Annotated in this window: 19 protein-coding genes; all 19 read right to left on the reverse strand. The window is 54.9% G+C overall.

Translation table 11 applies throughout. The features are described 5' to 3' along the window. Window positions 1-78: 78 nt before the first annotated feature. On the reverse strand, window positions 79-1,617 hold the full coding sequence (locus tag J4772_RS35510; RefSeq protein ID WP_209073493.1) for a response regulator transcription factor: 1,539 nt from the start codon (window positions 1,615-1,617) through the stop codon (window positions 79-81). After that, complete coding sequence (locus tag J4772_RS35515; RefSeq protein WP_209073494.1) at window positions 1,598-3,433, reverse strand: cache domain-containing sensor histidine kinase; 1,836 nt, start codon at window positions 3,431-3,433, stop codon at window positions 1,598-1,600. Before J4772_RS35515 ends, J4772_RS35510 begins: the two co-directional genes overlap by 20 nt. A gap of 48 nt (window positions 3,434-3,481) precedes the next feature. Then, window positions 3,482-5,557, reverse strand: coding sequence for an alpha-L-rhamnosidase-related protein (locus J4772_RS35520; RefSeq protein ID WP_209073495.1), 2,076 nt, complete (start codon window positions 5,555-5,557; stop codon window positions 3,482-3,484). A gap of 33 nt (window positions 5,558-5,590) precedes the next feature. Beyond that, window positions 5,591-8,872 carry a discoidin domain-containing protein gene (locus tag J4772_RS35525; RefSeq protein ID WP_209073496.1) on the reverse strand — a complete coding sequence of 1,094 codons (3,282 nt, stop codon included), beginning with the start codon at window positions 8,870-8,872 and terminating at the stop codon, window positions 5,591-5,593. A 40-nt stretch (window positions 8,873-8,912) separates the two neighbouring features. Further along, on the reverse strand, window positions 8,913-10,490 hold the full coding sequence (locus J4772_RS35530) for a type 2 periplasmic-binding domain-containing protein (RefSeq protein WP_209073497.1): 1,578 nt from the start codon (window positions 10,488-10,490) through the stop codon (window positions 8,913-8,915). Window positions 10,491-10,547: 57 nt separating this feature from the next. Then, complete coding sequence (locus tag J4772_RS35535) at window positions 10,548-11,435, reverse strand: carbohydrate ABC transporter permease (protein ID WP_209073498.1); 888 nt, start codon at window positions 11,433-11,435, stop codon at window positions 10,548-10,550. Window positions 11,436-11,448: 13 nt separating this feature from the next. Continuing rightward, the gene (locus J4772_RS35540; RefSeq protein WP_247740940.1) at window positions 11,449-12,405 is read right to left on the reverse strand and encodes an ABC transporter permease; all 957 of its coding nucleotides are present in this window, start codon (window positions 12,403-12,405) and stop codon (window positions 11,449-11,451) included. A gap of 416 nt (window positions 12,406-12,821) precedes the next feature. After that, the gene (locus tag J4772_RS35545) at window positions 12,822-13,418 is read right to left on the reverse strand and encodes a hypothetical protein (protein WP_209073499.1); all 597 of its coding nucleotides are present in this window, start codon (window positions 13,416-13,418) and stop codon (window positions 12,822-12,824) included. A gap of 70 nt (window positions 13,419-13,488) precedes the next feature. Further along, window positions 13,489-14,442: a hypothetical protein gene (locus tag J4772_RS35550; RefSeq protein WP_209073500.1), complete on the reverse strand. Its 954-nt coding sequence runs from the start codon at window positions 14,440-14,442 to the stop codon at window positions 13,489-13,491. Window positions 14,443-14,445: 3 nt separating this feature from the next. Beyond that, complete coding sequence (locus tag J4772_RS35555; RefSeq protein ID WP_209073501.1) at window positions 14,446-14,997, reverse strand: RNA polymerase sigma factor; 552 nt, start codon at window positions 14,995-14,997, stop codon at window positions 14,446-14,448. 187 nt (window positions 14,998-15,184) lie between these two features. Continuing rightward, window positions 15,185-16,498: an extracellular solute-binding protein gene (locus tag J4772_RS35560; RefSeq protein ID WP_247740941.1), complete on the reverse strand. Its 1,314-nt coding sequence runs from the start codon at window positions 16,496-16,498 to the stop codon at window positions 15,185-15,187. Between the two features lie 63 nt (window positions 16,499-16,561). After that, window positions 16,562-17,455, reverse strand: a complete 894-nt coding sequence (locus J4772_RS35565) for a carbohydrate ABC transporter permease (protein ID WP_247740942.1) — start codon at window positions 17,453-17,455, stop codon at window positions 16,562-16,564. 3 nt (window positions 17,456-17,458) lie between these two features. Continuing rightward, window positions 17,459-18,439 carry a carbohydrate ABC transporter permease gene (locus J4772_RS35570; RefSeq protein ID WP_209073502.1) on the reverse strand — a complete coding sequence of 327 codons (981 nt, stop codon included), beginning with the start codon at window positions 18,437-18,439 and terminating at the stop codon, window positions 17,459-17,461. 63 nt (window positions 18,440-18,502) lie between these two features. Continuing rightward, window positions 18,503-19,915, reverse strand: coding sequence for an ABC transporter substrate-binding protein (locus J4772_RS35575; RefSeq protein ID WP_209073503.1), 1,413 nt, complete (start codon window positions 19,913-19,915; stop codon window positions 18,503-18,505). A 112-nt stretch (window positions 19,916-20,027) separates the two neighbouring features. Further along, window positions 20,028-20,816, reverse strand: coding sequence for a response regulator transcription factor (locus J4772_RS35580; protein ID WP_209073504.1), 789 nt, complete (start codon window positions 20,814-20,816; stop codon window positions 20,028-20,030). Continuing rightward, on the reverse strand, window positions 20,813-22,612 hold the full coding sequence (locus J4772_RS35585) for a sensor histidine kinase (protein ID WP_371822807.1): 1,800 nt from the start codon (window positions 22,610-22,612) through the stop codon (window positions 20,813-20,815). The genes J4772_RS35580 and J4772_RS35585 overlap by 4 nt, the downstream gene beginning before the upstream one ends. 247 nt (window positions 22,613-22,859) lie before the next feature. Further along, window positions 22,860-24,410 carry an ABC transporter substrate-binding protein gene (locus J4772_RS35590; protein ID WP_209073506.1) on the reverse strand — a complete coding sequence of 517 codons (1,551 nt, stop codon included), beginning with the start codon at window positions 24,408-24,410 and terminating at the stop codon, window positions 22,860-22,862. 7 nt (window positions 24,411-24,417) lie between these two features. Then, a complete protein-coding gene (locus J4772_RS35595) occupies window positions 24,418-25,179 on the reverse strand; it encodes a response regulator transcription factor (protein ID WP_209073507.1) in 762 nt (253 codons plus the stop codon). Then, window positions 25,172-26,914, reverse strand: coding sequence for a sensor histidine kinase (locus J4772_RS35600; RefSeq protein WP_209073508.1), 1,743 nt, complete (start codon window positions 26,912-26,914; stop codon window positions 25,172-25,174). Before J4772_RS35600 ends, J4772_RS35595 begins: the two co-directional genes overlap by 8 nt. Between the last annotated feature and the right edge of the window lie 37 nt (window positions 26,915-26,951).

The following is a 26,951-nucleotide window of genomic DNA, read 5'->3' on the forward strand; positions in this document are numbered from 1 at the left end:
CGCGATCCTGCAAAAATGATAAGCGGGGCCTATCCGACACGTTCTTAATCGGATAAGCCCCGCTTATTTTCACCGCGTTCACAGCTCGTGCTGATACCCGACTCGGTCGACGAAAATGCGATTTTTGTAATCGGCCGGGCCGTAGCCCGTATGCTGCTTAAATACGCGGCTAAAATGCTTCCAATTGCTATATCCCACTTGACTGGCTACCTCGTACACCTTAACGCCGGGCTCCGCCAGCAGCCGCTTCGCCTCTTCAATCCGCAGCCTGGTGATATATTCAATGAACGTCTCGCCGGACTTCTCGCGAAATAGCTTGCTTAAATATTGCGGGGTAACCAGCGTCTCCTGACTGACCTCCGTCAGATTAACGGGGTGCTGCAGATGGGCTTGAATATATTTCTTGGCGCGGGCCAACACTTTCCCTTCCTGTCTGGCGGGGTCGAGTCGAGCAAGCGCGCCTTGAATCCATTCCATCAAGCCCTTCCTTAACGAGCTGGGGCGGCTCGACCACAGCAGACTTTCAAGCGTCCGATTCATGAGGGACATGCTTGTCCCGTCGGCGGAAGAGAGGTCGACCTGCCAGCGATGATGAACGAGGAACAAGAGACGCTCCAGAGACAGGAGCAGCACACTCACGCTGCCCTCCTGTACGCACCTCTCGATTAGCGCCTCGATTTCCTCAACGATGGAATCCGAATCTTTAATCTCCAACGCCGCCTCCAGCTTCTCGCTCGCATGGTGATGCTTCGCCTCCTGAATGTCCTCCCCCCGATATATGCCGCTGCCCAACAGCACTCTGGAAAACAACGCCTGCTGCGCTCGGACGAAAGCCAGGTCTATCGGCATCTCTTCGGAGGATTGCCCCTCCTGTCGAACGGGCTCCGATAACCCGAAGCTGACCGGCACCTTCACCCTTTCCCGGCAGAAATGATGGACTCGCTGCGCGAATTCGGCAAGCTTATTCCGAAGCTCATGTTCGCTCCCCGCCGCGAGCCCAAAGGAATAGCGGAAAGGAACCGCCGAATCCCCGGTCAGAAGGTAAATGCCGCCAAGCTCCCTCGCCGCCTCCGAGTGCACCTTGGCCAGCATCCACTGCAGCATCGGTTCGCCGCCCAACTCCCGTACCCGCTCCTCCGGCAGCTCGTCGGCGCCGCAAAGGGCCACAGCTTCCCATTCCCCCTTCTCCCGGAGAGCGCGGAATTCGTCGCGGGTCAGATAGAGAGAAGGCTCCTTCTCCTTGTTCGTCCGCTCGATCAACCGCTCGACGATTCCGAGAAGCTCGCGCTCCTCCACCGGCTTGAGCAGATAGTCGAGCGCGCCGTAACGCATCGCTTCGCGAGCATACGAGAAGTCGTCATAGCCGCTTAGAATGATGAAAGCGATCGAAGGATTGGCCGTACGAATATGCCGGATCAGCTCCAAGCCGTCCATCCCCGGCATACGAATATCGGTAATAATCAGATCTACCGGCCCGCTGCCGGCCACGATCATCGCCTCGCGGCCGTCGTTCGCCGTCCCGACGATTTCGATCCGGTCGGCTAACGCCGAGCCGATCAGCAAATGGCGGATGCCGTTGCGGATTTCCTGTTCATCGTCAACGATTAGGATTCGCATGTTTAAGCTTCCCCTTGTTATGCGGGCGGACCGGAAAGCGAAAGCTGACGATCGTCCCGACTTCTTGATGGCTTTCGATATGGAGCTCGGCCGACGGACCGAACAAAAGCTGAAGACGCTGGTAGACGTTGGCGAGCCCGATTCCGCCCTGCCGGTTGCCCGAGAAGGCGCCCATCTCGGCAATCACCTGCTCCAGCCGCTCCGGCGACATTCCTTTGCCTTCGTCGATTACGTCTCCCGTAATGAACCCATCCTCGACGCCGATCCGAACCGTCAGCGCAATTGAATGATCGAACGAGGAGACGCCGTATTTCAAAGCATTTTCCACCAACGGCTGTAAAATCATATAAGGGATCGAGTGCTTCTCCACTTCCGGGTCCACCTCCAGGTCAACGGAAAGCCGATCCCCGTAGCGAAGCTTCTGCAGACTCAAGTATTTGTTCAGAAATTCGAGCTCAGCGAAGAACGGAATGGCATCCTGTTCCTGGGCCGCTTGATAGCGCAGGACGTGCCCGAGCGAAACCAAGCCCTGTTCCCCGTTCTCGTGCCGGCCCGACTTGTAGGTCATCCGGATCGTTTCCAACGCATTGTGGATAAAATGAGGGTTGATCTGGCTCTGCAGCGCCTTGATCTCGGCCTCCTGCTTTAGCACTTTCTCATGCGTGATTTCGCCGAACAAGCCGTTCATCCGCTTGATCATGTTCTGGAACGAATTGGACAGATGCCCGACCTCGTCCAGCCGATCTACGTCGGGCGGCTTGTCCAGGTGCTGAAGATCCAAATGCTTGATCCGATCGCTCAGCTTCCGAAGCGGCTTCGTAAACCCGTACGCGATGGCAAGCGCCAACCCGAACACGATCAGAATTCCCGATGCCACGACGGCGTACGTCCAAAATTTGATCCGGTAAATTCCTTTGCTCAGATTCTCGCTTGGAATCAGGCTGACGACCTTCCAGCCCGAGTCGGACGACCAGTTGTAGCTGAACAGATACGGCTTGTCCTCCAACTCGAGCTCTAACGAATCCGCACCGACCGGTCTCTCGCCCCAATCGAAGCCGTAAGAGCGATTCCACGCTTGGCCAATCACCGACGGATTGGTCGAAAATACGATGTGGTTGCGGTGATCCAGCACGTACACGATCGAGCCGGCTCCGAAATTCACCTTCCTGATCATCGCGCTGATCGCCTCGATCGAACCCGACACTTGAATGACGCCGTCGATGCGGTGTCTCTTCGCGCTTTGTACCGGCTGCACGATCGAGAAGACGTACGGACGGCCCGTGACCGTCTCGTCCTGATAGGTCCCCCAGACCGTCGGCGCATAATATTCCGTATCCAGCTCCCCGTACCAGGGCTGATCCTTGTAATTCCGCTCGACCCACATGCCTCCGCCCTTGGTTAAGAGGTAAGCGTCCCCCGCCAACGAGTAGAAGGTGATCGATTGCAGATTTTCTCCGGTTCTGAAATTCAACCGATTCAGAACGGCATGAAGATCCAAGGTGTATTCCAGCGAACGCGTGACCGCGGGATCGTTGGCGGCGCGCAGAACCCCCAATGCGTCGCTCTCCCCAGGCATATAGAAGATCGACTGAGGCACCATCAGCAGCTCGTCGACATAGCCGTCGATACGGGCGCCGACCTGCTCCAGAACCTGCGGAACGAAATCTCCGACCTGGGTTTCCATGCTATTGCGGTAGACCGAATAAGAGCTAAGACCGATCAAGAGAATGAAACAGGTTACAACCAGCGAAAAAACGAGAGAAATCTTCGCGAATAACGGAAGATTTCTCATCTTGAAGCGGCGCCATTTCCTCAATTGCCCACAGCCCCTTAGCAGCGGCGATCCGACTTTTCACCTATTATATTACGAATTAGAGTTACTCGCAGTATATCGCACTTCATAGGTAACGTCCGGACGTTCCAGAACAAGCTCGTACTCGCCGTCGCCAATCCGCTTAACCGTTCCCTCGACTGCTGAAGGCGGCTCCGACGACCGGAATTTCAAGAGCCCTATGCCCCCTTGCGCCGATCGAACCCGGATCGTCGAGGCGTCTGCGTACAAGCTGACCGTTCCGCCCGGAGTGGGGACGGCTCCTTCCATCCATTCCAGCCCGCCGAGTTTAGGCTCGACGACATAGGCTGCGTAGCCGGGTGCGGTCGGGCGCACGCCCAAGTAATATTTGCCGAGCAGATAGATCGGGCTCGCCCCCCAGGCGTGGCACAGGCTTTTGCCGAAAGGTCTGTCGTACATCTCGAAATGCTTCGCCCCTTCGGCGGTCGGATCGTATTCCTCCCAGAACGAGGTCGCCCCCAGCTTCAGCATACCGCCCCAGTAAGCCCGCATTTCTTCACGTACGTATTCCTGTTCGCCAAGCTCGCACAGGCAGGCCAGCTCGTGGAATCTCATATACGGAGTCGTTATCGGTTGTACGCGCTCGTTCTTTAGCACCTCGCGCTTGACGGTCTCCGTCCTCTCCGAAGACAGATAGCCGAACAGGACTGCGAACAGGTTGGCGTATTTGGTCATATGGCGGTTCAGCACGCCGTCGACCCGACTGTGAACCAGTCCGCCCTGCTCTTCGTCCCAGAAGGCCGTGAGTACCATCTCCTTCAACTCCGCCGCGAGACGACCGTATCGTTCAGCCTCATTCTCGTGTCCGAATTGCCGGGCAAACCCGCAGACGATCTCCAAGGAGCGGCACAGCAGGATTTGCTCCACGCAAAGTTCTCCGTCCTTGCTCATCTCCGCCCAATCCACGAACACCCAGTCTTCTCCCGGAACGCCGACGATCATTCCGTTCTCGTTCGTACGGTTCAGACAAAATTCCATCAGTGTAACGAGCTTCGGGTACATCATCGCGATGAAATCGGTATCGTCGGTATAGAGAACGTAATCCTCCAAAGAGAGAATCCAGTAGAAGGAATAGTCCAGAATCGTGTTCAAATGAATCTCGACCGGATCGTTGCCCCTTAGAGCGATCAGCGTGCGGCGGCAGACCGCCTCGTCGAAGAAGCTGTAATAATTCATCAGAAAGCTCTGGTAGGCGTCGCCCGACCAGACCCAGCGGTCGCGCTTGATGCCGTCGAGAAAAAATTCCCTTGTATTCAAATGCAAGGTGCGGACCGAGATGTCCCAGATCTCGTTCAACAGGGGATCGGAGCTGCGAAAGCTTCCCCTGTATTCCAGGGGAAGATATTCATAGAGAGCGCCGACGTCCCGGACGATAAGCCCCGGATCGGTTCGAACCCGAACATAGCGGAAGGCTCTGCCCAGCGGGAACGTATAGCTTGTCTCCCCGCCGATGTCGGCCGTATCGAAGGTTTCGCAAAACTCCTCCGATTGCGCTTCTTCCTCCGATTCGCCATAGAAGACGCGAACCCGGCCCCGGCCTTCGAGGCCGCGAAGTTCGACGTAGCCGAACGTCTGCCGGCCGAAATCGAGCAGTCGGGCGTTCGGACCGGCGGCCTCCGAGCGGATCGGCTCGATCCGCTCGGTCGCCAAACGGTAGAGCACGGGCGGCTCCTCCGGGCGGTCGAAGATCCACGCGGCGGCGTCCGTCCACTTATTGTTCTGGTAAGACGCGCTCCAGCTCTCGTCCGAATGAACGGTCGTTCCCTCGACGTAGATCGTCGGCAAGCTTTGATCGTTCATGATCGATACGACGATCTCGCTCCGACCGGCTTCCAGCTCGAAGCTCGTTGCGGCGTCGTACCGGTACCGCCCGTTCACCATGACGTTAAACCGCCCGTTCGCCGCGATTGCAACCGTCTCTCCCCGTTCAAGCTCCACGATCTTGCGGAACTTGACATTCGGATGGCAGGAATCGATCTTCCATATCGGCGGGATGTACATGCCTCGCTCGTCCCGCCGCATCATCGTTCTCGCGTGCAGCCACAGCTCGAAGTCTCCCGGATACCAAATCCATTTTGCTTTCGTCATGCTCTTACGTCCTCTGCTTCGGTTTTTAATTCGTTATGGCGTATTCACCGGTCCCGGAACCACATATTCCGAACCGTTCGGCACAACAATCTCGACGGTTCCGTCCGGAAGCGTGGTCGAGGAAGCGACGACAGCGCTCCTGCTTCCCTGGATATGATACGTCTGACCCGCATAGACGACATCGCGCAGCCCTGCATTGTCCAGCTCAGTCGGCAGATTCGGCCGGATGTGCAGGCCGTCCGGCTTCGCGGTCATACCGAGGAAGCCGTCCGCCATAACCAGCGGCACGATGCCCGATTCCGGGTATTCCCCGACAATTCCGATCGTCCATGGCGCTCCGACGTTGTTGGCAGGATCTCTGCGCAGCTCATCAAGGCGGAACTCCGCGAGAATTTGCTCCATTCGGGCAAACGCGCCATCCGCGCCCCCTCCGGACTGCAATCTGCCCATCATGTCGTCGTAGGACGTATAGAAGATCGCCCCGCCGTTTTCCAGATGGTTGCCGTAAGTCGCGCTTCCTCCCGGAGCTACGCTGATCGCGCCGTTGTAGCTGTACCACCAGTACGGCTGTTTGGATTCGATCGCGACAGTGTTCGCCCGCGGAGCCCAAACCCAGTCGTAAATATCCGCCCCCATCGACGTCTCGCCGGGAATGATCCGCTCGCCGTCCAGCCATTCGTAGATCGAGTCCGCCTGCGCCCCATCGGCCAGTCCGTACCTGACGGCCATCGCGTTCAGGAACGTGAACCCGTAGTCGCGCTCGACTCCGTTGATGTCGATCGATCCGATATAACGTCCGGTTTGATCGTCCCAGAACGTCTCGTTGAACGCTTCCTTGATGTCCGGAAGCAGGTCGCGCAGCTGCCCCGCCTTAACCGGGCTGCCGACGGCATCCTCCAGCTCCGCCATCGCTTGGACCGCCCCGTAAAACAGGACGTTCTCATACGCGCTCTTGTATCCCATCGGATAGTTGTCCCAATAGTTGGAGGCATGTGCGTTGGCCGTTCCGTTATTGTCCGGGTCGCCTATTACAAGAAGCCCTTGGTCCCCCTGCTGCTCGGTCAGTATGAAATCCATCGCTTTGCGAGTCTTCTCCAGCAGCGTGGTCACGCCCTGCGGATAGGCCGGAGCATTCCCGTAGGGAAGCGGCGGCAGCGGATTGTTCAGCATGGCGTCGTCCCGGGTCCACATATAGAGCCTATGCACGCCCATAATGTACAAAGGATTGTTGGAATAATGCTTGGATAGGTCAAGATGCTTCTGCCCGAACGTGTGCGCCCACACAAAACCGTCGGCGTCCATCGGTACGTCCAGCATTTGCTGGTAAAGCTCGTTCTTCAGCTTCGTTTCCTTGGTCCAGCTCAGCTTCTGAGCCGACCATAGCTGCCATTCCGTCGGCCCGATGCCGAGAATGCCTCCCGGACCGTTCAGCCAGCGATTGCCTTCCGGCGTCAGCTCGTTCTGCGCCAGGCCGTAGACGGTATAGAGGTTGCTCCAATCGGCGTCGAAGGCGCCTCCCCTGGATGTGTGGAACCTCGTACCCGCCTTCCCGAACGCTTGCAGCTCCGCCAATTGAAAGGCATAACGGCCTTGGCCGTCCGTACCCAGACGATTCGCCGCAATTTTGAAGTAACGAGCGGCGAGTCCCCCGGTTTCCAAAGCGAAGTCGGAATTGCCGGGATTCGGCACGATCGCCTCGCGGTGTATCGGTACATCGTGCCAGATTTGCCCGTCCGTGCTGTAAGACAGCGTCAGCGACCTCGGGAATCCTTGTCCTCCGGTCCGCGGGGTCAGCGCCAGTCGATCGACGGTATAGATTGCGCCCAGATCGACTGCAAGATGCTCCTCCCTAAAGCCGTTGTATGAAGACAGCTTGCTCGACCAATAGGTGGACGGATTATCGTCTAGCGCTTTAGCCGCAGCATGGGCGGAATCCGAAGCGGAGGAGGAAGCGTAGACCTGAACGCCGTTGATAACGTTGTTTACGCTCGCTCCCGTCACTGTCACCTGAAGGGGCGCCGACCAGCCGGAGGAGGGGTTGCCGTCCTGATCGTAAGCCCGCACCTTCACGGAATACGAGCCTGGCTCGCTCCAGGAGTGCGAGGACCGCCCTTTGCGATACGTGTCCCCGCCGTTCATCGGCTTGACGGTCGAGGATAGCGATGTCGTACCGTCTCCCCAGTCGAACAGATAAGCCTGATTGTTGTCCGCCGCATTGGGGGCTCCGCTATAATACTCGACCGTCTCCCCTGCCTTCAGGGTCGCGGGTCCGATTGGAGCCTCGGCCGTTCCCGGCGCGACGGCGGCATAGGCGTACGTCTCGGAAATATAATCGAAGCCTGCGCCCAAGCCGAAGCCCTGCGTCGATCCGTTCACGAAAGCTTGCGCTCCGTGCCCGCTCTCCGTATACGTCCATACGCCGACATGCCCGGATGGATCGTCCAGCACCCACAGGTAGTCGCCGGGCTGCTGCCGAACAAAGTTCAGCTCGATCCAATCGTCGTCCGACGGCAGATCCTCGAACGCTTTGGACGCAATCGGTTGGCCGGCTATCGAAGTCGCATAATTCGTATTCCAGGCATACAGGGTCAAAGTCACGTCGCGATTCAACTGCTCGTAGTTCGACACCCTCACGCGAAGCGTATCGAAATTAGAGCCGTAAAACTTCTCGCCGCGGGAAAGGATATTCCCTTCCGGCGTCAGTCCCATGGCCGACCGCCCCCGAACTCCGGATGCCTCGTAAAGCGCTTTCCACCCTCCCGAGGCAAATCCGGCTTCGGCTTGATAGTTATAGCCCTGCACCGGAGCCGTTGCTCCGTCGGCAAAGGAGACGGACGTATCGCCCGGCTTGCGGTCGTACGCGTACACGCCCACCCATTCCGTCGGGTTGCTCAGCTCCCAAAGGTATTGTCCCTGCGGCTGCATCGGGAATTCAAGCTCCAGCCAGGCGTTATCGACGTAATCGACGAACGTTGTCCGCGCGATTGGCGCCTGCGCCGTCGTTGTCGCATAGTCGGTATTCCAAGCGTACAGGGACAACGTCAGATTGCCGATGTTGTTCCCCCAGCTTGGTGCGGCCACCCGCAAGGCATCGAAGCCCGAGGAAGCGAACTTCTGCCCCCTCGTCGCCGTCTGGTTGAAGTCGAAGGGAGTTCTTCCCCCTTCCTCGGTGTACAGCTTGGTCCAGCCGCTCGCGCGGGCTTCCGAAGAAAACCACGCGAACGAGCCGAATACCATTACGAATGAAGCCAATATGAATCCGACGAACCGACCGTTAATCTTGAACCCGTCCTTGCTGCTTGTCGACACAGTCACAGTCCAGTCCCCTCTCGATAGATTCGTAGCGCTTAGCGAATTATTGGATTAAGTTCATCGCTTTGAACTGCTTCTCCGCTTCCTCGAGCAGACGCTCGCCGCCCGCCTTCTTCCAGTTAGCCACGAACTTGTCGTAGTCCGTTTCCTTACCGAGAATGTATTTGATCTGGAACTCCTCCGTCATCTTCGTGATGTCCGATACGAGCTGCGGATCGAGCTCCAGCAGGTCGTTGTAGTTCTTGGTAGCTTCGAACCCTTTGGCCTTCTCGTCCAGCTCCAGCTGCTTCATGCCCGTAGCGTTCGGCTCGTCGGCTGTACTCTGAAGAACCTTATCCCGGCTCGTCCCGATCCAGGTACCGTAATCCCATGCGCCCGGATATTCCTTCCGGTATTTGTCCTGCGCTTCGGTATAAAATTTGAAGCCGTCCTCCAGATCGAGCACTTCCTGTCCGTCGGGGCCAACGCCCCAGCGAAGCGCCCAGTAGCCGTCGTTCGGGTAGCTGACGCCTTCGAGCAGCTGTGCGATCTTCTCCAGCTTGGCCGGATCCTTGGCTGCATTCGCCGAGATCGCATACATTCCGTTCACCAGCCCGCTAGGTCCGCGCACGCCGCCGTTCTCGGAGCCCTTCGGCATCGGGATGGCTTCCCAGACGTCTACGTAATTGCCTTTGTTCTCCTGCAGGCTCTCATGCTCGGCGACGATTGAGCCCGGATACCATGCGACTCCGATCTTGTTGCCGAACAGCTTGGGCTTGCGCTGCTCCCAGCCCTGCGTATACCAGTCGGGATCGATCGTTTTCTCGTCGACCAGCGTTTTGACAAAGTCCAGAAACTGCTTGTGAACTCCGGTGGTCACTGCATGCGCCGCCGCATTGTCCTGAATATAGAAGCCGTAAAACTGGCCGAACATGCCTTGGAAGTTCCCGATCTCGCCCAGGCTGCTGCCGCCTCCCGCCGAGCTGATGCCCCACGTATCGGCTTTGCCGTTCTTGTCGGGGTCGTCCGTCGTGAACTTGCGAATGACGTTCATCAATTCGTCGTTTGTCTTCGGAATTTCCAAGCCCAGGTTGGCAAGCCAGTCCTTGCGCACCATAACCGTCCAGTTGCCCGGTTCGGGCGGCCGAGGAATCGCGATCATTTTCCCGTCCAGCGTTGTAAAGGTTTTGGCATTCTCGTCGAGCGCACCATTAATGGAAGGAAGCTTCTCCAGCAACGGCGTCACGTCTTCCATGAGCACGCCTTGAGACTGCAGCTTCAGAATCTGGTTTTTGTCGTACGTAAAAATGAGATCGGGCGGCTCCTGGCTCGCGAACCGGGTCAGTATTTTCGCTTCCAGATCGGCCGCGGGCAGCGCCGTCAGCTTGAAGTTGACGTTAAACTTGTCGTCGAGCCATTTCTTATACGGATCGTTGTCGCCAACCGGCGTATTGACCCAACCGACCTCCATCAGCTCGATATTGACGCGCTCGGAGGATGCCCCTTGCGTTGCCGATGCGGAAGGATCGGCGCTTGATGCCGTTCCTCCCTCGTTTCCGTTGCCGCACGCCGTCTGCAGCAGAACTGCGCAGGCGAGCGCTGCCGTCATCCAGACCTTGCCCTTTGTCAACGACTTTACCATGTCTAAATCTCTCCTTCGGTTTTATGTAGTGTCTTGTTCATCCCGTATTCCCGGCAGTTACCCTTTGACCGCCCCTAAATACATGCCTTTCATGAAATGCTTCTGGAGGAACGGATAGACGCATAGAATCGGCAGCGTGCCGATGACGACAAGCGCCATCTTCAGCGACTCCGCGGATACGCGGTTCACCGGATTAAAAGCGTTGTGTTGGCCGGCGTTGTTGAACTGCGCTCCGATCTCCGAGCTGGAAAACATATTGCGGATCAGCAATTGAATCGGATGCCATTTCGAATCGTCGAGATAGATTAGAGCGTCGAACCAGGAGTTCCAATGCGCGACCCCGATGAACAAGCCGATCGCCGCCATAGCCGGCGCCGCCATCGGAATCATAATCTTGCTCATCAGCGTCACTTCCCCCGCTCCGTCGATAACGGCCGATTCCTCCAGCTCTCCGGGAATATTTTCAAAGAACTGTTTCAGCACCAGCACGCTCCAGCTATCGACCAGCCCCGGAAGAATCAGCGCCCAGACGGAATCGAGCAGATGCAGATCGCGCACGACCAGGTACGTCGGAATGAGGCCCCCGCCGATCAAGATCGTGACCAGAATAAAGAAAAGCATCGGCTTGCGTCCCGGCAAATTCTTCTTCGATAGAACGTAAGCCGCCAACGTCGTCATCAGGAGAACAAGCGCGGTGCCGAGCACCGTCCGAACGACGGTTGCGCTCAGTGCCTGCAGCACGGCGGTCCCCTGGAACAACCTCTCGTAAGCGATTAAGGTCGGGTTTTGCGGCCATAAAATAAACCCGCCCCGATCAATCCATTCCTGCTCGTTGACCAATGACATGGAAATGACGTAGATCAGGGGGATGGCGGACAGCAGGGTCAGCCCAAGCACGATCGCCGAGGAGACGGCTTGATAGACTTTTTCGTTCCCGTTGGACATTCTTTTCTCCCCCTTACCAAATTCCCGTTCCAGCATATCGCTTCGCCAGCCAGTTGGCCGACAGAATCAGGATAAGCCCGATTACCGACTGGAACAACCCTACTGCCGTCGCCATGCTGTATTGCAATTGATTTAACCCCTGCCTGAAAACGAACGTGTCGATAATGTCGCCGACCTCGTAGGTAGCCGGACTGTAAAACAGCAAAATTTGCTCCACGCCGGCGTTCAGCACGCTGCCCAGCGACAGAGTGAATAAGAAGACGACGACCGGACGAATCCCCGGCAGCGTAATGTGACGAATCCGCTGCAGCGGTCCCGCTCCATCCACCTTCGCCGCTTCGTAGATCGACGGATCGATTCCGGTCAGCGCCGCCAAATAAATGATCGTTCCCCAGCCGATCTCTTTCCAGATGCCGCTGCCGACGATCAAGGGCCGGAACCATTCCGGAGCCATCAGGAAATTTTGCTCGCTGCCGCCAATGCCCATGATCAGTTGATTAACCATCCCCGTATTCGAGAACATGGCGAACACAATGCCGTAGATGATAACCCACGAGAAAAAGTGCGGAATGTACAAAATCGTCTGACTGACTCTGCGAAGCCACGACGACCGCAGGTCAAACAGCAGGATCGCCAGCACAATCGGCGGAAAAAATCCGAACGCGATTCGCAGCAAGCTGATGACGATCGTATTTTCCAGCACATTGTAAAAATCCGGTCTGGCGAACACGTAGGTGAAATTGTCGAAGCCGACCCAGGGGCTGCCCCATATTCCCGAGGATAGCTTGTACTGCTTAAACGCCAAAATGCCCTGCAGGAAAATCGGATAATATCTAAAGACAAGATAGTAGACGATAACCGGAACAAACAACAAATAAAGAAACCAGTAACGGCGCATTCGAATAGCGAGCGAAGGCCGCCGGACCGATCCGCTTATCGACATCGAATTCGCGCCTGCTGCGCGCTGCACGGGTGCACCCCCTCTCTGAAGTATGCTCCCATTATATCGAGGGGCCGGATTGTGCCGAAATGACGCTAGGAAATCATTATGGTACATATTTTAATCTTTGGCGGGTACAATTGCGGATTTAGGGGGAGGTTGGGGGGAATACAATGTTGCCAGGTTAGTGGAACTATGAGCGACCGCGGCCATTGTGTGGGCTTTAAGGCACTTTTTTTGCCTACACTCTCCGGCTCGGGTCTCGTCAAGGCACTTTTTTGGCCTCCACTCCCCGGCTCGGGTTCACTAGTTTACTAAAGCTCAATCTATTCGCCTGGACGGTGTGGCGACAAGCTGACAACATTGGAGAAATAGGCGAGACGGTTTAACCCGGACAGTCGGTCCATAGAAAGGGAAAGCGGCGGCTCCTTTCGGAGGACCGCCGCTTAGAGGGAGCTTTCTTTACGTTTGCGCCATCTGTATGCCGCATATAGAGCTGCGACGACGGCAAGGGCAACGACAATTAGGATCGCGACGGGGCTGTCGTTTGAGGATGTCTCCGTTTGGTCCGGAGGATGGCCCTTCGCGCTCTTCAGAAATCGACTAAAGCTCTCTCGTTCCTTCTCGTTATGGTGCTGAACTTGGCCGTCCAGCAATTGAATCATCCCGTTGGGGCCGGCTACGGGCGTTAAGAAGTCTGCCCCCTCGGCCTGTTCCAGAAACAAGAGGAACTTTCCTTGTTTTTGTTGAAATTCGTCCGCCCAACCGACATCGAATCCGTCTATGCCGACAATAAGGGGATCGGATGCATGGCCTTTGTATACATGTTCCACATGAAAATTATACCCGACCCAAATAAAATCGCTGCCCTTCCGCGTTTTCGAGAAGTCGTACACGCCTTTTACAACCACCTTCGACCGTTTCATCACCTCTTCCGGCTCCAGATCTACCCAACTCGTCGCCTTAACCTCTTTAACCGTCCCAACAAGAAACAAAATTAGGATTGCTGCAATGAACCAGACTTTCTCCCCTATTCCCCTCATCAAACGGCCCCCTTTCTCAGAAACATGCAAGTTCACCTGACGATCGATCGGCGTATCCGTCTGGCGATTCTCACCTGGACTCGTCAAGCTCTTTTACTTCGATTCTCTTCTCCTTGTACCGATACGACACAAGCACATTTTCAATAATCTCCGTATCCTGGTAAGCGAGGGAGCCTTCAAACTGCAAAGTGTCATCGTCTTTCCACACAATGCGATTGGCGTAGCTATAGTTTTCGTGATCTGTGCGAATCCATGTGTCCAAGCCCCTATGCGCGCCGTGGTTCACCCTTGCCGATTCTACCAGCTCCGGACTTACTCTGCCCTCTTCCACGTTCAGAATTTGAACGAATTCGCTTTTATTGGAGCAGGTGACGACCGCAATCAACTTCCGATCGGGCGACGGGATCACTTCTTTAATATACATCGACGGCTTAGAGAAACTGAAGTACTCTTCAAGCACATTGTCTTTAATTCTCCAAAGAACATTGTGACTGCCATAATCCGAATAATGGTTAAAAAGGGTGAACAGAATGCTTCCGTCCGCCAGCTTATAAACGTAAGGGCTGCGATAGCTTTGGGATAGAATATCTACGGCGAAGGCGGCTGCATCCGCAATTTTGGGATTGTCGGTGGTCAGGAACGGCTGAAGCTCCTCCAACGCCTTCTCTCTCAGCATACCATCATTAAAGCTTTCCACCAGCCTGTTGATGGCAATATAGACGGACTCGTTATTGTCGCTTTTCAAAGCTTGGATAAATTTCTCCGCATCATAGGAAGCGGTCGGGGCCAACTCCATGTCATTCGGCGTCAAATAGCGGATGTAGGGCTCTGTATTTTGATTTTTATAATAATCCGTCGCCAATAAGACGGTCGAGGTTGAACTATATAGAACAAGACAGGCTATTAGCACCACCCACCCTTTAGAGAGTCGTTTTCTCCTTTTTACCGTTCCGCTCTGCTCAGCCGCTTCAATCAAGCTTTCATCAATCAAGCCGATCTCCTTGTACAGCTCTTCTCTTTTCACAGGTTAGCCCCTCTCTCTATCCAGATGAACTCTAAGCTTGTTTCTTGTCCGAAATAACAGGGATTTGACTTTGCTGCCGCTCATATTAAACCGGATTGACAGATCCTCTATGGAATCGGAGTGCCAATACCTCCTGATAAACAAATTCCTTGCCTGCTCGTCTAAGTCATAGAGGAATTGATTGATTGCGTTCGCAAGCTCACCCGCTTCAACCTCCGTTTCCACCGTATCCGGAGCGGCTAAACATTCTTCCAACTCGGTTAAAATGACGTCAAACTCGCGATTACGCTTCTTCGCCGTATTGTAGCCATACCTATCAAGCGCAATATTGCGCGTCAGCCTTCCCAGAAATACGGATAATTTCCGTGGCCTATGAGGAGGTATTGCATTCCATGCCGCCAGATAAGCATCGTTCTCGCACTCCTCAACATCCGCGAGGTTAGAAAGAATGTTTCTGGCGATGGCCCGGCAATATGCTCCGTATTTATTCTTTGTCTCCGAAATCGCTTGCTGCGATCGCTTTAAGTACAGGTGAATGATTCCCTGGTCTTCCATCCGCTGTTCTCCTTTACCCCTTCTCTTATCTATAGAGTAGAAAATCCATTGAATGGGTTGCATATATACAGTAATATCCCACTTGGAAAATAAAAAAGAAACCGTCCTTTGGCGAAATGGAAGTGTCGAGCAACCATTCACCACGGAGAGGTTTCTTAATACATTCGATTTACGGTGGTCTCACGACTTATTTACCGGTCTTAATGGCTTCATCGTGAGCTTGGGCGAACTCTTCGGGCGTAATTTCCTTGCCGAACAGCGCCTGGATGCGGTTGAGGTGAACCTCGGCAGCGCCCGATGCCATCTGCACGTCGGCAAACAGCGTAAATCTCGTAGCGCTATTCACTTCGTTGAGCAGGTCAATGTAAAGCGGCGGAAGCTGAAGCTTCGACGTGTTCACCTTAGTGGCCGGAATCACGCCGGCTCCGGTTACCGATTCTTCTCCCCACCGCTTCACGAAGTACTTCACGAATTTTTTCGCTTCCTCTTTGACGGGGGAATTCTCAGCGACGAACAAGCCGACGCCCGGCCCGCCTACCCAGCTGTCGATATGACTCTTGTCGCCGTCGACGGTCGGAAATTTGAAGAAACCGATGCTGTCGCGATACGACTGTTGAATATCCTGGTTGGTCGTGTAGTTCGGAAGCTCCCACGTCCCCATCAGGTACATGGCGGCTCCGCCGGATATAAAGTCCACTTTGACTTCATCGTTCGACAGACCGTTAAAGCCTTCGTTAAACGCGTTCCTATCGACAAGCTCCTGAACGCGCTTCGCCGCTTCGACAAGACCCGGATCGGTGAAGGAGGCTGTGCCCTTAATCGCATTCGTAAGCGCTTCCGTCCCAGCGATGCGATCGGCCAAATACATATACCATAGCGAGCCCGTCCAGCGATCCTTGTTGCCGAGCGCGATCGGCTTCACGCCATTGGCGGCAAGCGTTTGTACGATCTGCAGAAATTCGCCATAAGTCGTTGGAACCTGCAAACCGTACTTCGCAAGAATTTGCTTATTGTAATAAATAGGAGCGATATTGAATTCGAGCGGGAGCGCGTAGATTTTGCCGTCTACGGTAAAGGCCTCCGTAGTTCCCGCAACGAACGAATCTTGCAGTTCGCTCTGCAGCAATTCATCGAGCGGCGTGAACAACTGGCCTTCGACGAACGGCTGAAGATACCCGGCCGCCCATGTCAGGCCTACGTCCGGCAGCTCGTTAACGGCGGAGATCACTTTAAGCTTGGCTTTGTAGCGTTCATTATCCAGCACTTCCTGCTTAATGATAACGTTGGGATTCTCCGCCCGGTACTCGTCGATAATTTCGTTCACGACCTGGTGTTGGCCCGGTGCGCCCGCTGCCGGCCACAGGTGCATCATGTTGATCGTCACCTTCTCGTCCGTCGTTGCCTCCGGATTGCGATCGTTCATGCTTTTCCCACAACCGGATGCAACGAGGGCCAGTCCCAAAGCCAGTATGGTCAGCGCTCGAATTTTTGTTTTGTGCACGTTCGTATCCCCCACCCAACATCGTGCCAAACCGGCAGGATACGGTTCGGTCAGAATGACGAGCTACTCTTTCACTCCGCCAAGCGACACGCCCGCGATAATATACCTCGACAACAGGAAGTATATCACAAACAATGGCAGCGTGGTCAGCGCCAGTCCCAAATAGATCGAGCCGAACTCCGTCTTGTAAATATCGCCTCGAAGCAAACTTACCATGACCGGCAGCGTATATTTATCCTTCTGCGTCAGGAGAATCAGCGGCATAAACAGATTGTTCCAGTTGGCGACAAACGCGAAGATCGCCTGCGTTGCCACTGCCGGAATCATGATCGGCATAACGATTCGATTAAACGTGCGAAATTCGCCCGATCCATCTATGCGCGCCGCCTCAAGCATCTCGATCGACAGCGTTGCGAGCAAGTATTGGCGCATGAAGAACACCACGGCCGGAGCCGCGATCGCCGGCAGAATCAGCGGCAGGAAGTTATTCGTCCAATGCAGCTGATACATGAACTGATAGAAGCCGATGGCGCTTGCCTGCGCGGGAATCATCATGACGCACATAATGAACGTAAAGAACGGCTGGCGCATCCTCCAATTGTATGCCGTTAGCCCGTATGCCGTCAGAGACGAGAAATAAACGGTCAAAAGGGTCGCGCAGCCGGAGATGATCAGCGAGTTGAAGAAACCGCGTATGGGATCGAAGCTCTTGTCCAGCAGCACTTTCCAGTTGGTCGACAAGTGCGTCGAGGGCAGCAGCGAGAGACCGCTCTGAATTTCCGGCGTAGAACGCGTGGCGTTCACGAACATGATCCAGAACGGAAGGATGCTAAGCAGCGCCAGGAAGACTAGAACGATGTAAATGATCGTCTTGTTCATGCGTCGGACGGCCTTTCCGCTCTCCTTCCTCCGGTTCCTGTGCAGGGAGACGGTTCCGTTTCTTTCGATATTGGCCAAGATTTACGCCCCCCTTGCCGCTGTTTTTGCAGCTTTTCTAAGCTTCTTTTCTTCTTTTGCGAGTCTCGCCGCGTCGCGGTCGCGCATCGCGTAGAACAACGCCGCAGACAGCACCGCCGCGATCGCGAACATGATCATGCTCGCTGCCGCCGCGCGATTATACAAATAGCTGCCCTTGAACGCTTGCCCGTAGATGAACACGGACGTGGTGAGCGTAGCGTTGTCCGGTCCTCCCGAGGGGACAATGAACAGCTGCGGAATATCGAACATTTGCAAACCGCCGATCATCGACACGATCAGCACGTACAGCAGGATCGTTCGAAGACTTGGCAGCGTGATGCGAAAGAAGGTCTGGAATCCGTTAGCGCCGTCCATCGCCGCCGACTCGAAAAGGGCCGGATTGATGCCCATAACTCCAGCAACAAGGACAATCATCGTATTGCCGTACCACATCCAGAACTGGATGAAGGATACGATGCCGCGCGCCGTCGTCTTGTCCTGAAGAAAGAAGATCGGCGCGTCGGACCAGCCCAGCAGTTCGAACAAACTGTTCACGGGACCCATCGGATAGGCGAACAAGGTGCTGAAAAGCACGGCGATCGTACTCGCCGTGATAATATTCGGCATGTACAGCATGACTTTAAAAGCGCCTTGGCCCCGTATTCTGAGACGTTGGTTAGTAAACCATGCAGCGAGCAAAAGCGCGAGAACGATCTGAGGGATGAAGTTCGAAATCCAGAGGATCGCGGTATTCGTTAACGATGTCTGAAAAGCGACATTATCGAAAATAAGTTCTTTGAAGTTCTGAAACGGATTATCCAGAATCCGAATCGGCTTTGGGATTAATCCCTGTAAATTGGTGAATCCGATAGCCGCGGTGTATAAAATGGGATACAGCGAGAAAACCAGAAACGCAAAAATAAAAGGAAGGCTGAAAATATAGCCGTATCTCGAATAGTTGACGTTGACACCCTTGCGCCGCATGATTCTCACCCCGTCAATTAATTTGAAGGGGCGGGGATATTCACCCGCCCCTTCTACGCCTTCCTATTCGCTGGCGATGTCTAGAGTGTCTTTGACCTGCTGCTTGAAGTCCGCGATCGCTTTATCCCGGCTTTTATTGCCCGCCGTATATTCCCGTACCTGGTCTCGCCAGAGAATGTTGATCGATTCGTCGAACTGAGTCAGGTTTTTGCCTGAAGCGTTGGCATTGGCCGGGACGAACACGTCGAACATATTCTGTCCGCCGAGAAGCTCGATTTGACCGTTTGCATTCGACATAACGACTGAAGATGCGACACTGTCCTTGGTGCCTTGCTCGCCTTCCTTCATCGTGCCGTTAGCCCAATAAGTTTGCAGGCCCGTGTCGGAGGAGTCGAGCGTCACCCAATGGACGAAGTCGGCTACGGCCGCTTTTTTGGCCTCGTCCTTGGCAACGTCTTTGTGAGCCAGCAGCCATGTGCCGCCCCAGAAAAATCCTGTCGGAGGCTCGGTGACCGCCCAGTCGCCGATCGTGTCTTTCACTTGTCCGTTCATGACGTAGTTAATGAGCCAAGCGGGGCCGAAGAAACCGAAGATCGGTTGTTTGCCGCTGCCCGACATATCCGCATACCAAGCTTCCGTCCAGTCTTGCGTATCGTTATGATAGCCGTTGTCCTTCAACTTCTTGGATAGATCAAGGAACTGTTCGCGCTTCGGATCTATATACAACTTGCCGTCGACAATCCAGCCCTTGTCGGAGCTGTTCTCGATCGGATGCCAGATATCGCCGTCGCCGGAAACGATGCCGTAGCCTTTCGCTTTCAGCTTGGCAGCCGCTTCGAAGAATTTATCCCAGCCGGGGCCGATTTCGTTCTTGATCGCTGTCGGATCGTCCGTTCCGAAAGTATCTTTGGCAAGCGAGCGGCGATAGATGAACGCGCCTCCCGTCGCTTGATAGCCGAGTGCCTTCAGTTGACCGTCCTTGCTGCCGATATCGACCGCGTATTGGGCGATGCCGGCGTTCTTAACCATGTCGTCGGTAAGGCCGAGGTCGGCATAATTAGCCGCATAGTCGGAGGCGTCGCCTTGCGCATATTTGAGGACGAACGCGGCTTCCGCCGCATAGAGATCCGGAGCGTCTTTGCCGCCCGCGGCAAGCGCCTGGTCAAGCGCCGGTTGGTAAGCTCCGTCCGTAGTCGCGATAATCGTGGTTTTGAACTCGACGTTCGCATCGGGGTGAGTGGCAAGATACTTCGTCGTCATGTTCGGGATTTCGTCCGTGAAGGCCCAGAGGTTGATCGTGACTTTCTCTTTGGAATTGTTGCTCGCCGGGGATTCGGAGCTGCTGCTTGGCGAGCTTGAGCCGGGGCTTGAGCTTGCGCCCGCGCTGCCGGACGAGCCCGAATTTCCGCCGCCGCACGCGGCGAGAACGGAAGCCAACAAAACAAATGCTGTGGATGCGGATAAGAAGCGTTTCATTACTAATGCCCTCCCTTTAATAACGCCTACAGTTACTTTGTAACCGCATACATAATTATAGGGTTTGTAATGAAAGCGCATAAGGAACCTACCATTGGGAGAAATTCCATTATTATTGGATGGAGGGATCGGTATCCAGCACCTGGTGCCGATACTGGCCGGGGCTTATTCCTTCACTGTCTTTAAACACTTTAACGAAATATTTGGCCGTCTGATAACCGACCTTCTCGGCAATTTCCCAGATCGGCATGCTGGTTGTAACTAACAGCTCCTTTGCTCTTTGCAATCTTCTGCGCGTCAAATAGTCGCTGAAGGTAACGCCGGTCTGCTCTTTAAACAGCACGCTGAAATAGCTCGCATTCAGATGCAGTTGATCCGCTACCTGCTTCATGCTGATCGCTTCATGGAGATGAGCATAGATGTAGCCGATCGCGTCTTTGATCGCCGTGCCGTAACGCGCTTCATCGCGGCCTACTTCGATTAGCTTCGGATCGACCAGCTTCTCCATCGCATCATGGCGCTCCCTGCTGGCGACGAGTTCCAGCGCTCTTTGTACAGCGTTAATCAGAGCCGTTTTGTCCAGCGGCTTAAGAATATATTCGAACGCGCCGAGCTGCAGCGACTTCTTCGCATATTCGAATTCGGCATAACCGGAGATAATGATGATGACTGGAAGCTGTCCGCGCGATGCCAACGTCTCGAGCATTTCCAGGCCGTCCACTTCGGGCATTCTTACATCCGTAATGATGAGATGAGCCGAATTCGTTTCCAGCCATTCGAGCGCCTCGACTCCGCTCGCGGCGCTTTCGATGCGATATTTGCCCGCCGACCAGGCGACGAGCGTCTTCTGTATGCCAAGGCGCGTACGAGGCTCATCGTCCACGATCAAGATCGTTTTCAAGACCGTTCGCCCCCTTCCGAAGGAATTGTGATTTCAAATCGTACCGTCGTACCGACGCCGGGCTTGCTCTCGATCTGCAGCCCGCTGCCGCGCTCCGCCGTGTTCGGATAATAGAGCTTGAGGCGCCGTTGAACGTTGGACATGGCCACCCCCGCCCCTTTCTTGGGGTCTTTCGAGAATCCGCCTTCGATGCTTTGCATCAGCTTGGCCAATGTCTCCCCGTCCATGCCAATCCCGTCGTCGAGGACGGCAACAGTCGCAAAGCCCGGTCGAGCCGAAAATACGCGGATTGTGACCGAGCCCGGGCCAATGCGGCTCTCCACGCCATGCAAAACTGCGTTCTCCACGAGCGGCTGAATGATCAGCTTCGGAATTGGCGCCTGCAAGAGCGCTTCATCCGCGTCGATGTTCCAGGTCAGCCGATTGACGAAGCGCATTTTCATAATTTGCAAGTATCGCTGGGCGTGCTCGAGCTCGTCGCGAATGACGACCCACTCGTCATTGCCGGCCGCACTGCCGATCACATAGCGGAATAGCCCGGACATGGCGAGGATCACTTGGGCAAGCTCGCTCTCCTCTTTTTCCTCCAACGACCAGTAGAAGGCTTCCAGCGTGTTAAATAGAAAGTGAGGATTGATCTGCGCCTGCAGCGCCTTAAGCTCTGTGCGGCTCTGCGTGATTTCCTTCTCGTAGACGACCTGAATCAGCTCGTTCATATGAGTAACCATCTGGTTGTACGTGTTATTTAATTCATCGATCTCCAACGTTCGAAACCGGTTCCGATCGGCGGGAATCAGCTTGAGCCCTCCGAATCTGGCGCTGCGCATGCTTCTCATCAACCGCTGAATAGGCCGGGTGATCATCGTGGACAGCAGCAGCGTCAATAGTAGAAAAGCAAAGGCGGCAATGCCGATGGATACGTAGATCGCCGTCTGCAGGACGGAGATCCCTTCCGTCGCCGATTCGACCGGCATGAGCAGCACGAGCTTCCAGTCCGCCACCTCGGAATGCTGCCTGACGGCGAGCATGCGCTCCTGCCCGATCGTAACGGTGCTGCCCGTTTGCGCGAGCACCGACCTCGCCGCCTCATGGTCAATATCCGATATGATCGGGTTATCGTCGCTATCGCCCAATAGCATAAACTCTCTACTTCTAGAAGGATCGCTCTTTGCCTCGGGCTCGTACATATCGAAGTAATCCCGATTAACGTGAACGACCAAGTAGCCCCCGGGAAAGAAGGAAAGGTCCAACAGTTGGATGCGGCGGATCGCCAGCACTGAATCCGGCGAACGCGGATCGATCCCAATCCAGGCAATGCGCCCTTTCTTCCCGTCCGCCGCCGCGAGCGCATCTTCGGAAATGCGATTGATGCTGGAATCGTCAAGCGGGAACAGCCGTCTGTTGTCCAATGTATAGATCTCAAGCGAGCTTATGCCCGAGGAATAGGCCATATAATTGTTGGCGACCTGCAGCAGCGACTGGCGCTCGTTGAACTTGGTCGGCATCTTCTGCACTTCTTTCAGGAGCAGCTTCTGCACATAAGCATCCGCGACCACCTGGGTGGTCAACGAATCGATCTGCTTCAGCAGCGCATCCAGCCGTCCGTTGGCCTGAATCGCCGTCTGTTGGATATGCTTCTCCGCGCTTTGCCTGAGGAGCACGGATACTTCTCCATAGATAAACACACCCGCAAACGTAAGCACAAGGATAATCGTTAGCGTAAAGCCGACGAATATCTGGTTTCTGAGGGTGTTGATCTCTCGAAGATTGATCAGCCGATCCGTCCACTTTCTCACAGGCGCCCATTCCTCTTTTGCTGGATCCTGCACCAGTTGAACCGAGAAAAAGAAGCCCATTGCATTCCGAAAGGGATGGCTTTGCCGGCTTCAGACAGGTTGTTTTGAGTTGCTTGGAACGATAAGACCTTCATAGGTGAGCAACTCAAAGCCAAAACTTGCGGCAAAGCCATTCCTTTCTCCATTTCATTGGGTCCGCTCTTCGATGCCTCTTCGGTTCAACCTGTGTAGGTTCAACGTACCTTATTCAATTTGGAGTGTCAAACGTTTCCGACGGGCTGCGATGGTCTGCCCGCCAGGCGTCGAGCTGTCTTTGCACTTCGGACCTGACCTCGTCGATGCCCGCCTGACGGAGCTCCGAAATAAACTTCGGCAGCATGGCATCTACGTTCACGCTGCCCGTCATCAGGCCGGGAAAGTACTTCTCCCAAACCATCTGGATGTTCTTTACTTGAAGCGGCATTCCCGACAAATCCGGGGTAAAGCCCAGCGTACCCGAATAGACCGCTTCTTTGTTGCTGGCCCGGAACTGCTCCCATTTGTCCAAGGGATCGGCGAACTGTCCGCCCATAGTCTTCAGAATGAACCAATTGCCCTGGGTATACTGAACGCCCCCATAGCTGGGCTGGGCGTCCGGAATCGGATTGCCGCTGTTGTCCGTCGGCGGGATGGGGACCACCTGGCCGTTGCTGTCGAGCGTGTAATGCACGCCCTCAATACCAAAGTTAAACAGATTCCGCACCTCGGGATCCGTGTTCAGCAGATTGAGAAACTTAACGGCCTCGACGGGGTGCTTCGTATCCGCGTTGACGGCCATGACCCCTCCCCGCATGGATTCCGTCGTAATCAATGCGGGCGTAACGGGGTAAGCCACCAGTTGGTAGCCGCGATCCTTGCTCCAGCTATTGTCCGAGAGCGGCCCGCCCCCCGCGGCCTTCCAGAATACCAAATCGCCTCGCTTCAGCCCGGGGCTTTCTCGCAAAGAAGCGTCCTCATTGATGTAGCCCTCCACATAATAGCGCCGAAGAAGATCCATCACGTTGCGGCCTTCCCGGGTTTCGAATATATTCACGACCGGGGAGTCGGGAACCTGACCTCGTACCATAAGCGGGAGCGTCTTCTCCGCTACGTACTGGTAGCCGTCCAGGGCGAAGAAATTTTGCGAACCCTTGTCCAGCTCCATCGGCTGATATTCGGGCTCCTTCTCCTTGATCATCCGCAGCAGCGGCTCCAGGGAAGCCAGCGTTGTATACTTGGAGATGTCGATCCCATACTTCTTGACCAGCGCCTCCGGGTACATCCAATGGTCGCGAACGGCCAATTCTTTATTGGTCGGAACGCCGTAGATGCCGCCGTCGTCCATCTGCACGCCTTTCCAGAAAACGGGATCGATCTCATCGTACATCCCCTTTCCCGCGCTGCTCAAATAATCGTTCAGCCTTAGAAATGCGCCGCGTTGCGCATAAGTCGAGTACTCTACTGCAAAGGCGATGTCGAAGGGGGTTCCTGCCGACACAAGGGTATTCAGACGCTCCTCGTACTCTTGCCAGCCCACCTTGATATAGGTAACGGTCACGCCGATTTTTTTGGCCAACACCTCGTTGATCTTGTCGGTGACCTTCTGAAGGTCTTTATCGGTATCTCCGATCGTGTAATAGATCAGATTGACTGTATCGCCGCCCGTCGCGGCGTACCCGCCGTTGCCGGATGACGAGACGCAGCCGGATAAAGTCAGTGTCAGCAGCAGGACGAGCCCGAAGAGTGCCGCGGGACGGCGCGAATTCCGTTGTTGTCTCATGGCGGCTTTATTCCTTTCTCCGCAATTCCGAGGGCGATCTGCCAAAGTAGGCGTGAAAATGAGAGTAAAAATAGTTCAGATTGGGGTAACCGACGGAGAGCGCGATGGACACGATTTTCTCGTCCGTGGTCATAATGCGTTCACGGGCTCGAAGCATCCGGTAGGCCATTAAATATTCCGAGAATTTCTTGTGCGTCTCCTTAAGAAAAAGCTGACCCAGGTACGTTCCGTTCATCCGAAATCGTTCCGCCACCGACTTCAGACTCAAGTTCTGAGCATATTCCGCCTTGACGATCAACAAGATGCGATTGGTCAGCTTGGAGAGACTATCGTAGCGCACGCCGAGCACCGGGTCGCTGTCCAGGTCGTCGCGATCCGCGCCTTCCACTGTACCGTTCAGATCCTCTACGATAATTTTCTCAACGAGATGCTGCAGCTTGTTCCGATCGATCGGTTTGAGCAGATAATCTTTGGCGCCGCAGCGGATCGCCTCTAACGCATATTGGAACTCGCCATAACCGCTCATGATGATATATTTTGAGGGTAGACGGAGCTCGTTGAGCTTGTGGATCGCATCGTACCCTCGTTGCTTGCCGATGCATACATCGAAGATAGCCAAATCCGGCAGCAGCTCCACGGCCTTCGATATCGCACCCTCATACGTTTCGCTCGTCTCAATGCGGCCAAAGCCGTATTTTTCCCAATCCAACGTTCGCTTCATGCCCTCCAAAATCTGCGGCTCGTCATCTACGATTAGCAGCTTATACATCCCCAATCGCCTCCTTGGATAGGATTACGGATATTTTAACGCCGGCTTCCTCGTTGTTGTCGATCTTCATGGAGAAACCCGCCCCGTAGAAAAAGTGCAATCGGGTATACACGTTGCGCAGACCGATGTTGTCTAGCGGAGCGTCATCGCCTCTGGAAAGCTTCCTCCTGATTTCGGCCAACCGCTCCTCGGGGATACGATTGCCGTTGTCCACGATCTCCAGCATAAAACGGGTTTCTTCCTCCCAACCGTTCACGATCAGCAGATTAAACTCGCTCTCCGGATTAAACCCGTGAACGAAGAAATTTTCAGCCAGCGGCTGCATCCAGAACTTCACGGTCGGCAAGGCCAGCAGCGCCGGCTCCACATTAAACTGATAATAAAACCGGTCCGGATATTTCAATTCCATGATTTTCAGGTATTTCTGGAGCAAAGCCAGCTCGCTGTCGAGCCGGATGATATTGTCGTTTTTAACGATATCGCGATATAGCGCACCTAGAGTGGCAATCGCATCGGAAGTGTAGTCTACGCTATTTACCAGAGCGGAAGAACGGATAACCTCAAGCGTATTGTACAAAAAGTGAGGATTGATTTGAGCCTGAAGCGCTTTCATTTCGGTTTCCTGCTGCTTGAGTTTCAATAGATAGTTCGTACGGATATGCCGATCGAGCTGATGGATCATATCGTCCAGCTCCCGGGCGATCATTCCGTATTCGTTTCTTCGGTAGCGAGCCGGGCTAACCGGCGTGAAATCCGCCGTTTTCGCGCGTCCGATGGACACGATAATCCGCCGCAGGAAGTTCGCATCCTCGCGCAGATTGTATACGATCAAGAGCAGAACGCTAATCATCGCGGCCAGCACGATGAGAAACACGACGAGCAGCACATTTGCCTGCCGATGGATCAGCGTGGTCAAATCTACGATACTGACGAACCGATAATCGAACTCGTTGGAGGTGAACTTTACAAAATAGGCCCGATTCGCAAATCCCGTCGCGATATAGCCGTGCGTGCGTTCATCCGCCGCGACTCGGCGAACCAGTTCCTCCGCGCCGCGGTCGCCTCCGGCGAGAAAGTATACGTCTCCGGAACCGCTGATGGCCGCCGCTTCATCCAACCGTGAATTTTGAGCCGTGTTAAAAATCCGTTCGCTGCTGACCAGGAAGCGGATCTCGCCCAGCTGGCGAGAAATTTGATTCGGATCCGACAGCTTCTTGTGATAGACGAATCCTTTGTCAATCGTCTCGCGAAACGTTGCGTCCGTATTGGGCAGACGAAACAAGAAGCTCATATTGCCGTTGCTATCGAAGCTCACTACGTTGCCCTCTTGCTCCGTATGCAAGCTGATCTGGGTGATGTCTCCCCTGCCCCCGTTGCCCAGGAAGGATCGGATATCTTCGGGAAAAGAAACGAGCGGCCGATTGAACTGGCTGCCCTGCAGTCTGTTCGTCAGATAGCCTTCCGCATTGTTTCCCAAGAAACTGCGAATGTCGGACACCAGATCGTTATTGGAGTATACTCTCTGCATGAAAGCTTCGATTCGATCGGCATCGTACTGAAGAGCGCTTTCAACACGGGAGAACGCTCCGGCGGCCTCGTTCCGGGAGTTGCCTATCCACTGATCCAGCAGCACCGCGCAGGTAACCGCGCCTAGCGCCAGGCCGATGAACACTACAAATACCGCATATGCAACGAACTTGCCGCGATAGATTTTGATTCGCATGAAGGAAAGCATGCGGCATCTCCTTTGCAACAGGTTTTTGTCGCGCCCC

The sequence above is a fragment of the Cohnella sp. LGH genome (assembly GCF_017671885.1).
GTDB lineage: Bacteria > Bacillota > Bacilli > Paenibacillales > Paenibacillaceae > Cohnella > Cohnella phaseoli.

Excerpts from the sequence above, each read along its gene's own strand:
- J4772_RS35510 (WP_209073493.1), bottom strand. The coding sequence starts at position 1,617 with ATGCGAATCCTAATCGTTGACGATGAACAGGAAATCCGCAACGGCATC.
- J4772_RS35520 (WP_209073495.1), bottom strand. The coding sequence starts at position 5,557 with ATGACGAAAGCAAAATGGATTTGGTATCCGGGAGACTTCGAGCTGTGG.
- J4772_RS35530 (WP_209073497.1), bottom strand. The coding sequence starts at position 10,490 with ATGGTAAAGTCGTTGACAAAGGGCAAGGTCTGGATGACGGCAGCGCTC.
- J4772_RS35535 (WP_209073498.1), bottom strand. The coding sequence starts at position 11,435 with ATGTCCAACGGGAACGAAAAAGTCTATCAAGCCGTCTCCTCGGCGATC.
- J4772_RS35545 (WP_209073499.1), bottom strand. The coding sequence starts at position 13,418 with ATGAGGGGAATAGGGGAGAAAGTCTGGTTCATTGCAGCAATCCTAATT.
- J4772_RS35555 (WP_209073501.1), bottom strand. The coding sequence starts at position 14,997 with ATGGAAGACCAGGGAATCATTCACCTGTACTTAAAGCGATCGCAGCAA.
- J4772_RS35570 (WP_209073502.1), bottom strand. The coding sequence starts at position 18,439 with ATGCGGCGCAAGGGTGTCAACGTCAACTATTCGAGATACGGCTATATT.
- J4772_RS35575 (WP_209073503.1), bottom strand. The coding sequence starts at position 19,915 with ATGAAACGCTTCTTATCCGCATCCACAGCATTTGTTTTGTTGGCTTCC.
- J4772_RS35590 (WP_209073506.1), bottom strand. The coding sequence starts at position 24,410 with ATGAGACAACAACGGAATTCGCGCCGTCCCGCGGCACTCTTCGGGCTC.
- J4772_RS35595 (WP_209073507.1), bottom strand. The coding sequence starts at position 25,179 with ATGTATAAGCTGCTAATCGTAGATGACGAGCCGCAGATTTTGGAGGGC.
- J4772_RS35600 (WP_209073508.1), bottom strand. The coding sequence starts at position 26,914 with ATGCTTTCCTTCATGCGAATCAAAATCTATCGCGGCAAGTTCGTTGCA.